General features: G+C 70.0%; 13 protein-coding genes. 8 read left to right on the top strand and 5 right to left on the bottom strand.

Features of this window, described 5'->3' with window-relative positions:
• The first annotated feature begins 218 nt into the window (after window positions 1-218).
• The 5 genes from GUY60_RS26530 to GUY60_RS26510 all read left to right on the top strand — a co-directional run bounded on the left by GUY60_RS26530 (window position 219) and on the right by GUY60_RS26510 (window position 4,920).
• Complete coding sequence (locus GUY60_RS26530) at window positions 219-1,577, top strand: cation:dicarboxylate symporter family transporter (protein ID WP_161702191.1); 1,359 nt, start codon at window positions 219-221, stop codon at window positions 1,575-1,577.
• A gap of 337 nt (window positions 1,578-1,914) precedes the next feature.
• A complete protein-coding gene (locus GUY60_RS26525; RefSeq protein ID WP_161702189.1) occupies window positions 1,915-2,220 on the top strand; it encodes a DUF6317 family protein in 306 nt (101 codons plus the stop codon).
• Window positions 2,221-2,224: 4 nt separating this feature from the next.
• A complete protein-coding gene (locus GUY60_RS26520) occupies window positions 2,225-3,526 on the top strand; it encodes a hypothetical protein (protein WP_161702187.1) in 1,302 nt (433 codons plus the stop codon).
• 43 nt (window positions 3,527-3,569) lie between these two features.
• Complete coding sequence (locus tag GUY60_RS26515; RefSeq protein ID WP_161702185.1) at window positions 3,570-4,289, top strand: hypothetical protein; 720 nt, start codon at window positions 3,570-3,572, stop codon at window positions 4,287-4,289.
• 13 nt (window positions 4,290-4,302) lie between these two features.
• The gene (locus tag GUY60_RS26510; protein WP_161702183.1) at window positions 4,303-4,920 is read left to right on the top strand and encodes a hypothetical protein; all 618 of its coding nucleotides are present in this window, start codon (window positions 4,303-4,305) and stop codon (window positions 4,918-4,920) included.
• A 69-nt stretch (window positions 4,921-4,989) separates the two neighbouring features.
• Here the strand turns inward: GUY60_RS26510 and GUY60_RS26505 are convergent, their stop codons facing one another.
• The 3 genes from GUY60_RS26505 to GUY60_RS26495 all read right to left on the bottom strand — a co-directional run bounded on the left by GUY60_RS26505 (window position 4,990) and on the right by GUY60_RS26495 (window position 7,570).
• Entirely contained in the window at window positions 4,990-5,757 is a 768-nt protein-coding gene (locus tag GUY60_RS26505) for a bestrophin-like domain (RefSeq protein ID WP_161702181.1), read from the bottom strand.
• A gap of 89 nt (window positions 5,758-5,846) precedes the next feature.
• The gene (locus GUY60_RS26500; RefSeq protein WP_161702179.1) at window positions 5,847-6,449 is read right to left on the bottom strand and encodes a hypothetical protein; all 603 of its coding nucleotides are present in this window, start codon (window positions 6,447-6,449) and stop codon (window positions 5,847-5,849) included.
• A gap of 170 nt (window positions 6,450-6,619) precedes the next feature.
• Window positions 6,620-7,570 carry an oxidoreductase gene (locus GUY60_RS26495; protein ID WP_161702177.1) on the bottom strand — a complete coding sequence of 317 codons (951 nt, stop codon included), beginning with the start codon at window positions 7,568-7,570 and terminating at the stop codon, window positions 6,620-6,622.
• A gap of 74 nt (window positions 7,571-7,644) precedes the next feature.
• Between GUY60_RS26495 and GUY60_RS26490 the strand changes: the two genes are divergently transcribed.
• Window positions 7,645-8,286 (top strand): TetR family transcriptional regulator, encoded by a 642-nt coding sequence (locus GUY60_RS26490; RefSeq protein WP_161702175.1) that lies wholly within the window; start codon window positions 7,645-7,647, stop codon window positions 8,284-8,286.
• Between the two features lie 37 nt (window positions 8,287-8,323).
• On the opposite strand, the gene GUY60_RS26485 is transcribed toward GUY60_RS26490, so the two are convergent.
• The gene (locus GUY60_RS26485) at window positions 8,324-9,172 is read right to left on the bottom strand and encodes a glycosyltransferase (protein ID WP_161702193.1); all 849 of its coding nucleotides are present in this window, start codon (window positions 9,170-9,172) and stop codon (window positions 8,324-8,326) included.
• Window positions 9,173-9,236: 64 nt separating this feature from the next.
• A complete protein-coding gene (locus GUY60_RS26480; protein ID WP_161702173.1) occupies window positions 9,237-9,635 on the bottom strand; it encodes a nitroreductase/quinone reductase family protein in 399 nt (132 codons plus the stop codon).
• A gap of 168 nt (window positions 9,636-9,803) precedes the next feature.
• Here GUY60_RS26480 and GUY60_RS26475 point away from each other — a divergent pair, with 168 nt between their 5' ends.
• Window positions 9,804-10,133 (top strand): nuclear transport factor 2 family protein, encoded by a 330-nt coding sequence (locus GUY60_RS26475; protein WP_161702171.1) that lies wholly within the window; start codon window positions 9,804-9,806, stop codon window positions 10,131-10,133.
• A gap of 311 nt (window positions 10,134-10,444) precedes the next feature.
• On the top strand, window positions 10,445-11,049 hold a 605-nt coding region (locus GUY60_RS26470), incomplete at its 3' end, for a TetR/AcrR family transcriptional regulator (protein ID WP_161702169.1).

Here is an 11,049-nt window from a genome sequence, read left to right as displayed (position 1 = left end):
GGTCAGGCCGGGGCGCGGGGCTACTGGTGACGGGACGGTGCCGGTTACTGGTCGCGTAAATACGAACTAAATGAACGCAAGGGTGACCCCGATCACCTCCCTGTTGGATATTCCTGGTGACCGCTGTCCGGACGTGAGCCGCGTTTCCCGGAGCGAGCTGGATCTCCCCGGGGTCGGCAGGGTCGTCAAACACAGAGCCGTAAGTGCGAGGAGGCACCGTGGCCGCCAAGCGGGACAGAACCCACTATCTCTACATCGCCGTCATCGGGGCGGTGCTGCTGGGCATCGCCGTCGGATTCGCCGCTCCGGGCGTCGCGGTCGAGCTGAAGCCGCTGGGGACCGGCTTCGTGAACCTGATCAAGATGATGATCTCGCCGATCATCTTCTGCACCATCGTGCTCGGCGTCGGATCCGTACGGAAGGCCGCCAAGGTCGGCGCCGTCGGCGGGCTCGCGCTCGGGTACTTCATGGTGATGTCGACCGTCGCCCTCGCCATCGGCCTGGTCGTCGGCAACATCCTGGAGCCCGGCCACGGCCTCCAGCTCACCGAGGCCGTACGCGGTGCGGGCGAGGCGCAGGCCGAAGGGGGGTCGGAGTCCACCGCGGACTTCCTGCTCGGCATCATCCCGACGACCTTCGTGTCCGCCTTCACCGGCGAGACGGTCCTGCCGACCCTGCTCGTCGCGCTGCTCAGCGGCTTCGCGCTGCAGGGCATGGGCTCCACGGGCGAGCCGATCCTGCGCGGCATCGGGCACGTGCAGCGCCTGGTCTTCCGCATCCTCGCCATGATCATGTGGGCCGCGCCCGTGGGTGCGTTCGGCGCGATGGCCGCGGTGGTCGGCGAGACCGGCATCGACGCCCTGAAGTCGCTTGCCATCATCATGATCGGCTTCTACGTCACCTGCGCCCTGTTCGTCTTCGTCGTACTCGGCACGATCCTGAAGATCTTCACGGGCATCAACATCTTCACGCTCCTGAAGTACCTGGGCCGCGAGTTCCTGCTGATCGTCTCCACCTCGTCCTCGGAGTCCGCGCTGCCGCGCCTCATCGCCAAGATGGAGCACCTCGGCGTCAGCAAGCCGGTCACCGGCATCACGGTGCCCACCGGCTACTCCTTCAACCTCGACGGCACCGCGATCTACCTGACGATGGCCTCGCTGTTCGTCGCCGAGGCGATGGGCAACCCGCTGTCCCTCGGCGAGCAGATCTCGCTCCTGGTCTTCATGATCATCGCGTCGAAGGGCGCGGCGGGCGTCACCGGCGCCGGTCTCGCCACCCTCGCGGGCGGCCTCCAGTCGCACCGCCCCGAACTCGTCGACGGCGTCGGCCTGATCGTCGGCATCGACCGCTTCATGAGCGAGGCCCGCGCCCTCACCAACTTCGCGGGCAACGCGGTCGCCACGGTGCTCGTCGGCACGTGGACCAAGGAGATCGACAAGGAGCGCGCCTCCCAGGTCCTGGCCGGCCAGATCCCGTTCGACGAGCGCACCCTGGTCGACGACCACGCGCCCGCGGAGGTGGAGCTGCCGGGGCAGGCGGGGGAGTCTGAGGGGGGTAAGGAGAAGGCGATCGTCTAGCGACGCGCCTTGCGCACCCCCCCCCGAGCGGGGCTTGCGCGGAGCTTGATCGAGGGAGGGACCGGGTGTGGGGCATTCGGTCCCTCCCTCAATTTGCTTGCGGAGAAGTCGAGTTCGCTCGAGATTTCGACATGTCGATTGCGTGTCCGGTCTGCGAATTCTGGTGCGTGTGTCGGTGAGGTTCGGTCGCATGCATCCAGAACCCTTGTGTCCAGAACCTTTGTGTGGCAACCGCAGTCCCAAGATTCATGCGATCGGGAATGGATTGATCCCGATGTGATCTCCATTTCGCGGCATGGCATCATCGGTCCATTCGATATGCGGACAGGAGGCCCGCGTGGGGGACCACTTCAAAACCGACATTGATCAGCTCGCCACTTTCACCAGGGATCTCAAGGGGGCGCACGACTCCCTCGAGGAGGTGCGGACGGCCCTGCAGCACGTACGTGCCGATCAGATCGGGACGCCGGAGCTGGACGAGGCGTGCGACGCGTTCCAGGAGCGCTGGAAGTACGGCAACGAGCAGATCAAGGAGCGCATCGGGAAGCTCACCGAGGGCCTCCAGAAGAACACGGACAACTACCGCGAAGTGGAGAACTCCCTGGAGGAGAGCTTCAAGCGGGCCGCGGCCGCAGGGAAGTGATCGTGTGGCACAGAACCCCTATGTGCACCTCGGGTGGAACCCCGTAACGGGCGAGGCCGGTGAAGTCGACAAGCTCCGCACCCAGCTCACCAGATCGGCGAGCGCGCTGCAGACCGCGTATCAGAAGATCGACAAGCTTCTGGGCGAGTCCAGCTTCTGGGAGGGCGATGCTGCCGTGGGCTTCCGCGAGGCCCTCGACGGTGACTTGCCGAAATACATGAAGGACGCCCACAAGTCGCTGACTCTGGCCGCAGGCCATCTCGGCACCTGGCACGGCGGATTGACCAGCCGTAAGGAACTGGCACACAAATACGATGCCGAAGCGGCCGACCACAGTGGCGACTTGAGAACGGCCAACTCCCAGCATGAATCGGCCAAGCAGAATCCCGACCTGAAGCTCAAGGATCAGAAATTCGCCGAGGGGCCCGAGCTGGACGCCGCTCAGGCCCGCCTCAATGCGGCCAATTCCCGTCTCAACGAAGCAGTCGCCGCGGTCAACAAGGCTCAGGCAGCCCTGGACGAAGTGATGCGCAAGGCGCGGGAATTGGAGAGCACCCACGAGGCGGAGGCGCGCGATCTCGCGACGAAGCTGAAGGACTCGACGAAGGATCTGGCGCCGGAGGAGCCGGGCTGGCTGAGCAAGGCGCTGAGCTGGATCGGTGACAATCTCACCGACATCCTCAGCGTGCTGGCCGCCGTGGCGGGGCTTCTCGCGTTGCTGTGCACGGGCCCGTTCGGGGTCGCCTTCCTGCTGGCGGCGGGTGCGCTGAGTCTCGCCACCATGGGCAGCAGGCTCGCCGATCCCCAAGTGCGGGCGTCACTCGCCGACGGCTTCACGAAGGGCGAGTTCGACGCCGACTTCTGGGAGAACTCCGTAGGGCTCGCCGGTGACGCGCTGGGCGCGGTGCCGGGCGTCGGGGCGGTGACGCGTGGCATGAACGGGGCCATCCAGTCGACCCGTGCCGCGAGTGAGGCCGTGAGCGCGGGACAGTTCCTCGGCAGGTTCGCCGATGACACGGCCACGGCCGCAGGCCGGATCGCGACGGCCGGTTCCTACAACCCTGTCGGAGACTGGGTGGCTCGGGCTGCGGGCGGCAGCCAGGCGGTCAGGGCGGGGATGGACTACATCTCGCCGGTCGCGGGAGCCGTCACCTCCGGCTACGGACTGGCCGCAGACAATGTCGATGCGTTGCATCGCGACGCCGGAGGCAACAGCGCCACCGGCGTTGACGCCGTCCGCGGTGGCCTGTTCGACGGCCCCGGAGCCCTCGGCATCGTGGGGCTCACGGCGAGAGCGTTGGGATGAGGTCGGGATGAGCCACGAAGTCACTGAACGCCCCTTGCCCCCCTTGCGCCTCTTGATCGGCGACTCGGCGAGGGACACAAGCTCCAAGATCTGGTACGCGCTGCCTGCCGGATTCCTCGACGTTCCCCTCGACGCCCTCGACCCTGAGCCGGGCACGGCACAGGAGGAGGACTTGGAGCGGGCACTCGACCTGATCCTCGATGCGGCTCCCGAGGCGGAGCGCGACCGGTACGCGGGCGCTCTCAGGGATGTGCGATACATGACCGCGCAGATGAGGAACGAAGGCGTCATCGGCTGCTCGCTCGGTATGCATTACGCGGACGACGGATCCTCCGCCATGTCCGTGGTCACGGTGGCGCTCCGCGACATCGACTGGGCCCCGGCCCGGATCACGGCAGTGCGGGCCGCTTCACTGCGTGAAACCCCGGAGAACGTAGAGCTGTTGACGCTCCCGGGTGGTCGCCCGGCATCGATCTCCGACACGCTCGTCACCATGCCCGATCTGGCGGACGGTCTGCCGAGCCAGGAGCTCTATCAATGCAACGTGTACATCCCGGCGCCCTCGGGTGCGCAGTTGGGGGTCGTCACCCTGAGCAGTACGGCAGTGGGGTCCCGCAAGCACTATCGCGACATGATGGTGGGGATCGCGCACACCGTGTCGTTCCAGGACCCGTTGCCGGAGATCGAGCGGGCCGTGCAGGCCGATCGGACTGACGCGCCCGCCCAGGGCATCAAAGACGGGATCATCGCCGACTTCGGCTGACCGGGGACCACACATGACGAAGAACCTGAGCAAGCACGCCTTCGAAGGCCCGTCCGCGTGGGATGTCGCCGGTACGAGCCGGGCCCTCTGGCGTTGGGCGGGGTTGCGTCTGGCCAGGGCTGTCGGCTGGGTGGCGCTGTGGTGGGGCGCGGTGTACGTCACGGTCGCCGTGCTTCCCGCCGGAGCCGCCGTGCCCATGGTCGTGGTGCTCTGCGCGCTCGGCGTTCTGGCCGTCCTGTCTTTCGGCAGGCTGTGGCGTGGCCTCAGGATGCGGCGCATCCTGAGGGTCTATCCCTGGCGTCAGGAGTCCGGTGCCGTGCTGATCACGGATGCCGGAGACGCGGCGTTCCGACTGCCCGACCCCGACCACCCAGAGAAAACGGTGTCGTTGAAGGTTGCCGCCGGGCTGTTCCGCTCCTGGGGCGGGGCGGCCCTGCGGGACTACGACGACGAACTCTGGTACGCCGGGGACCCGCGCTTCGCCTGTGTGGTGGCCAAGCCGGGGCCGCGTGGCCTGGCGTGTCTCGCCCAGCCCACCGCGTACGACCACCGCACCTCGCCCCGCCGCAAGAGTCTCAGCCCGGAGGCCCGCAGCCGTGCCCGTGCCATCGGTGCTCGCGTCGCGGACTGAGAGCGTCGCGGACTGTCCCGTAGCGGTGGGCCGCACCCGGAAGGGAACGGCCCGCCGTACTCGTACGCGCTAGCCGCCGGTCGCCTCCGGGAACAATGCGGTGAACGGTTCGATCAGGCCCTCCGAGTCGCGTGCCGCCGGATCGTCGAACTGCCAGACCAGGAACAGCAGGAACGCGATCAGGGCGGTGAAGAGGCCGGCGAGGACGAGTTCGCGGGCGGAGCGCCGCAGCTGGAGCGCGAAGAGCATGCCGACACTGACGAGCCCGCCCGCGATCAGCCCGAACCACACCACCCCGCCGAGCGTCGAACCGGAGTCCAGGGCACGGGTGTTGCGGGCCTCGACGGCGGCCGTGATCTGGTCGGCGAGGGCGTAGGAGGCGCGGCTCTCGTTCTCGGTGCGCGGCTGGTGGTCGAGCACCGTGCGGCGTACGTCGGCGAGCAGCCGGTCGCCGCGGGCGGTGAGGTCGCCGCTCCCGGCGAACGCGGGCCACTCCTTGTCCACGCTGTACTGGACGTACGCGTCGATGTCCGAGCGGAGCCGGTCGGCGGTGGCGGCGGGGAAGTCGGCGGCACGTTCCCGGAGTTCGTGCAGGGCGAAGGCCTCGGCGCGGGTGGTGTCCTCCGCCGCGGCGCGCCCTTCCCAGACTCCGGCGATGGCCAGGCCGAGCACGATGGCGTACACCACCCCGATCATCATCGTCATGTACTCGATGACGTCGGGGGTGTCGTCGGGATCCACGTCGTCCGCGGCGCGCCGGTCGCGCAGGAACGCGGTGGCGATGACGGCGGCACAGGCGGCGGCCATGGCGAGGGCGAGCGCGAGCCAGTTACTCAACGGGTTTCCTTCGGTGGTGAGTTGTTGAGAGGGCGCGGTTGTTCTGAGGGGGCGCTGTTCTTGAGAGGGCGCGGTTCTTGAGAGGGTGATTAGCCGCGACCGCCGCCACCACCACCGCCGCGGCCCGTAGCGCTACCGCTCGCGTTCGCGGCCCCGAACGCGGCGGCGATCACCGCGGGCGCGACGAGCAACAGGGTGCGGGTGACGGGGGAGTTGCCACGGTCCTCGGAGCGCTGCGGGCGGGCGTGCGGCGGGGGCGCGAAGAAGGTGCGCGAGGCGGAGGGTTTGGGCTTCGGCTTCGGCTTGGGGGCGGGCTTCGCGCGGTCGACCCACGAGGTGACCTGCCCGCTCCTGGTCAGCTTGACGTGCAGGCCGTTGAGGTTGCCGGTCGCCGTCTTGCCGCGGGCGTGCAACGCGGCGACCTTCTTCCCGGCGTACACGATGTCCGCCCGGTACGAGTTCTTGCCGAGCTTGTACACCTTGGCGGAGTGCCCCTTCGCGGCGAGCTTGACCGTCTTCACGTAGCCGCGCTTGTCGCCGTGCTTGCTGCCGTGCTGGACGGCGGATGCCGTGGCGGTGGGTGCGCCGGTTCCGGCGAAGGTGCTGGAGGCGGTGATTCCGCCGAGGCCGATGGCGGCCGCGGTGGTGGCGGCGATGACGCTGGTGCGCAGGGCGCGGTGGGTCGTACGCATGAGAGAGAGGGCCCTTTCGGGTCGCGGTTCCGTGAGGTGCGCCGCCCGGTTCCGATCCCCGCCGGCGACATCTACGAAGCTACGCATCTCGCATTGAAGTCGCCCATAAGGGGTGTAACAGGCAGAGCGCGCTCCCGCCGCGATCCTTTAACGGCGCCCGCGTCCTCCGCTCACGCCGCCGCCGGGAGCGGGAAGCGTACGGAGGTCAGCCGCTCCGAGAGTTCCCACAGTCGGCGGCCGGTCGCGGGGTCGGCCGCTGCAGGGGAGGGGCGCACCCGGGTCGGGAGGCCGCGCAGTTCGGCCGGGCCGCCGGGGCCGATGAACTCGCCGCCGGTCACGTCCTCGGCGGTGGCCGCGTACAGCTGCGAGGCGGCGCCCTGTTCGGAGGTCTGCGCGAGCGGGGTGAGGAGGCGGCCGAAGACCAGTTTCACCAGGCCGGAGGGGCCGCTGGTCTGAAGGTTGGTGGACGCGTAGCCGGGGTGCGCGAGCACGCTGCGCACCGGACTGCCGGCCGCGGTCAGGCGCCGGTGGAGTTCGAGTCCGAATACGGCGTTGGCGAACTTCGACTGGTTGTAGAACTTCATCGGGGAGTACGCGCGCTCCCCGGTCAGGTCGTCGTGGAGGAGCTGCCCCTGCCGGTGGTTGGCCGAACTCACCGTCACCACACGGGAGTCGACCCCCTCCGCCAGCAGGTCGAGCAGCAGCCCGGTGAGGGCGAAGTGGCCCAGGTGGTTGGCGGCGAACTGCAACTCGTGGCCCTGTGGGCTCAGGGTGCGCGGCGGGGCCATCACCCCGGCGTTGTTGACCAGGAGGTCGAGGTGCGGCCGGTCGGCCCGCAGGCCCTCGGCGAAGGCGCGGACCGAGTCGAGGTCGGCCAGGTCGAGCCGGCGTACCTCGAGGCCGGCGCCCGGGAGTCCGTCGGCGATCTCCTCGGCCGCCCGGCGCCCCTTGTCCTCGTCGCGCACGGCGAGGATCACGTGCGCTCCCCGGCGGGCGAGGGCGCGGCCGGTCGCGAGCCCGAGCCCGCTGTTGGCCCCGGTGACGACGGCGGTCCGCCCCGTCTGGTCGGGAATCGGACGGGCGCCCCGCTGCTGTTGCCGCTTCTGCTCTCGCTGCGTCATGAGGCATACGGTGCCGCTACTGGCACTCAGTGTCAAGGCGCTACCGAGTGCCGTGACGTCACCTGGTGACACCGATGGCGCGGCGGTACGATCGCGGGGTGAGTGCCCGACCGGAAGTCACCCTGGCCCAGCGCAAGCGTCAGCTCGTCGCGGACGAACTGAGCGAAGCGGCCCTGCAGTTGCTCGCCCAGAAGGGATTCGACGGCGTCACCATCGACGAGATCGCGGCGACCGCCGGAGTCTCCAAGCGCACGTTCTTCCGGTACTTCGCGTCGAAGGAGGACGTGGTCGTCCAGTTCCTCGCCGACATGGGGACCGGAATGCGCGCGGAGCTCGCCGGACGGCCCGAGGGCGAGCCCCCCTCGGTGGCGCTGCGGCACGCGGTCTGGGTCTCGATGGCGGTCTGCGCCGACCGCTCCGACCACGCCGCCAGGGCCCTGAGCGTGGTCCAGTTGATCCTTCGCACCCCGGCCCTGCGGGCCCGCTTCCTGGAACGGCAGGCCCAGTGGCGCGACGAGCTTGCGGCGGAACTGGGCACGCGACTCGACCTCGACCCCGACACCGAGCTGTACCCGCGCCTGGCCGCCGGAATGGCTCTCACCGCCTTCGATACGGTCCTCCACCGCTGGAGCGACAGCGACGGCACCGCCGACCCGTCCGACCTGACGGACCGTACGTTCGCGGTGCTGGGGGCGGCGCTGGACGCGGTGGGCTAGGGGCGGGCCAGAGTTGCCGTCGTGCCGCCTCGCGCGGTCAGATCAGCGGCGGGCGGCCCAGGCGGGTCATGCGGGCCACCGTGCGCCACCGCATCGGGCGGCGTTCCCCGCACGGTGTCCGCAGGCCCTCCAGGAAGCCGGCCGCCCACGCCCGAAGGCCGCCGAGCGACCGGGTACGCGCCAGGGTGAGCGCGGTCCAGATGGCGAGGTAGACGGGGATCAGCGGCAGCGGCAGCCGGCGGCGGGCCAGCCAGACGCGGTTGCGGGCCGTCATCCGGAAGTAGACGGCGTGCCGGGCCGGTGAGGTCTTCGGGTGCTGGAGCAGCAGTGTCGGCTCGTAGAGGATCTTCCAGTCCGCGTCCAGGGCCCGCCAGGCGAGGTCGGTCTCCTCGTGCGTGAAGAAGAAGTCCGCGGGCCAGTCGCCGGTCTCCGCGAGCATCCGGGTCGAGAAGGCGTGGCCGCCGCCGAGGAACGCGGTGACGAGGCCGCGCCGCATCGGGTCCTTCGAGCGCAGCCGCGGTACGTGGCGGCGCTGCGTCTCGCCGTGTTCGTCGGCGATGCGGAAGCCGACGATGCCGAGCCGCGGGTCGCTCGCGAACAGGTCGCGCACCCCGCGGAACACGTCCTCGTCGACGAGCAGCCCGTCGTCGTCCAGCTCGATCACCACGTCAACGTCGCCGAACTCCCGCAGCCTGCGCAGCGCGACGTTGCGGCCGCCGGGACAGCCGAGGTTCTCGTCCAGCTCGATCACCGTCAACTTGCCGGGCAGGCCCGGGAATTCGGGCAGCGGCGAACCGTTGCCGACGATCACGACGCGGGCGGGCGGTACGTCCTGGGCGGCGACCGAGGCGAGCAGCGCGTCGACCTCGCGCGGGCGGTTGCCCATGGTCACGACGGCGACACCCAGACGGGGCGGGGGCTGGGGTGCGCTGGGCGCGGTCCGGTCACGTTCACTCACCGTCGAGGTCCACCCTTACCGTCAGCAGATCCGTGCCGAAGGCCCGTACCGCCGCGCTGTTCAGGGTGGGGAGTGACCTGAGGCGGGTGTGCGGGTCGTCCGCGGGGAGGATGTGGGCGGTGCCCGGGTGCCAGGTGCCCCTGATCCGGACGCGCACCCTCGGCTCGGACCGGATGTTGCGTACGTACTGGGACCTGTCGCCGTGCTCCGAGACCAGCCAGAACGTGTCACCGACGCGGCGGCCGTCGAGCGGCGTGCGGCGGGGCAGGCCGGAGCTGCGGCCCGTGGTCTCCAGGAGGGTCTGGGTCGGCAGCCGCCGGGTCAGCGGATTGAGGACCCGCCGCTGGAAGGTCGTGACGACCCGGAACTTGAGCTCGTGATTACGCGCCATCCGCACAGGGTCCCACCCCGGGATCCGGACACGGCCCCGCCCCCGGTCGCGCGCGGGGTTCCACCCCCGGTCGTGGTGACGCGCCACGACCGGACCAAGGTCCGTGGTCCGCGCCGCCGGGTGGTGTACGTCTCGGGCTGCCCCCGTAACCCAGCGAAGGACTTGCCCATGAACGACGATCTGCCCGTCGAGCTGCTCGCCGCCCCCGCCGTACGCGCCTTCGTCGCCGCACTCAACACCCAGGACAAGGAGGCCTTCGAGGCCGCGCTCGCGCCCGGCGCCACGATGTCGGACGACGGCAACGAGCGTGATCTGGCCGAATGGACCGAGCGCGAGATCTTCTCCTCCGGCGGCCACATGGACGTCGAGTCGCAGTCCGACGACGGGCTGACCCTCGTCGCCCGCTACCGCAACGACACCTGGGGCGAGATGCGTACCAGCTGGGTGTTCACCGTCGAGGGCGGCAAGGTCGCCCGGTTCGAGACCGGGCAGGCCTAGGGGGTGTCTCTCCGATCTTTGTGGATCAGGCCGCGGCGTCTGGTGCGGTGCATCGGCGTGCGCCCGGATCGCCCTCGTACTGGACGTACTTGGGTGGTTCGGGCGTGCGTCGAGGTGCCGTGCCAGGCGTCGCGGGCCCGCAAAGATCGGGGAGACGCCCCCTAGGGCCTGGCGGACCGCCCTGGCGGTACGCCCTTGAGCTGTGCCTCAACTCCCGTTTGTGCGTCACTTATTGACGGGCCGTCAGTTCTGTGGGTTCCTCTCCTTATATCGCCGAGCCGATATAACTTCGCCCGGGAGGGAGAGGGCCCATGGCCCGTCGTACCCAGGAGCAGCGCAAGTCCGCGACCCGTGCCCGGCTGATCGACGCCGCTGCCGACCTCTTCGCACGCAAGGGGTTCCACGCGGTGTCGGCCGAGGCCGTCGCCGACGCGGCGGGCCGTACCACCGGGGCGCTGTACAGCCACTTCGGCGGCAAGGAAGGGCTGTTGCTCGCGCTCCTCGACGTGTGGAAGGAACGCACCGCCGACCACCTCGCCGCCGACCTCGCCGGTGACCCCGACCTGGACGCGCACGCCGCCGCGATGTGGCGCAGCCTCACCCGGCCCGCCGCCGACCGGGGCGAGGCCTGGCTGCTCCTCGAACTGGAGCTGTGGCTGCACGGGGCGCGCGACGCCCAGGTCGGCTCGGCCCTCGCCCGCCGGTACGCGGAGGTGCGGCGGGAGTTGGGGCAGGGGCTCGCCGACTTCGCCACGGTCACCGGGACCACCTTGCCCCGCCCGCCGGACGAGACCGGCACCCTCGTCCTCGGCGTACTGCTCGGCTGCGCCCTGCAACACCGGCTCGACCCCACGACCGTCCCCGAGCGGCTGGTCGCGGACGCGGTGTCGGCGGTGCTGGGGCTCGGGGCGGGGGC

Source organism: Streptomyces boluensis, assembly GCF_009908195.1.
GTDB classification, from domain to species: Bacteria; Actinomycetota; Actinomycetes; order Streptomycetales; family Streptomycetaceae; genus Streptomyces; species Streptomyces boluensis.
This window is presented reverse-complemented; position numbering and strand designations above follow the sequence as displayed.

Coding starts and splice junctions, on each gene's coding strand:
- GUY60_RS26485 (WP_161702193.1), bottom strand. CDS start 9,172: ATGGGCAACCGCCCGCGCGAGGTCGACGCGCTGCTCGCCTCGGTCGCC.
- GUY60_RS26490 (WP_161702175.1), top strand. CDS start 7,645: ATGGCGCGGCGGTACGATCGCGGGGTGAGTGCCCGACCGGAAGTCACC.
- GUY60_RS26510 (WP_161702183.1), top strand. CDS start 4,303: ATGACGAAGAACCTGAGCAAGCACGCCTTCGAAGGCCCGTCCGCGTGG.
- GUY60_RS26500 (WP_161702179.1), bottom strand. CDS start 6,449: ATGCGTACGACCCACCGCGCCCTGCGCACCAGCGTCATCGCCGCCACC.
- GUY60_RS26475 (WP_161702171.1), top strand. CDS start 9,804: ATGAACGACGATCTGCCCGTCGAGCTGCTCGCCGCCCCCGCCGTACGC.
- GUY60_RS26480 (WP_161702173.1), bottom strand. CDS start 9,635: ATGGCGCGTAATCACGAGCTCAAGTTCCGGGTCGTCACGACCTTCCAG.
- GUY60_RS26495 (WP_161702177.1), bottom strand. CDS start 7,570: ATGACGCAGCGAGAGCAGAAGCGGCAACAGCAGCGGGGCGCCCGTCCG.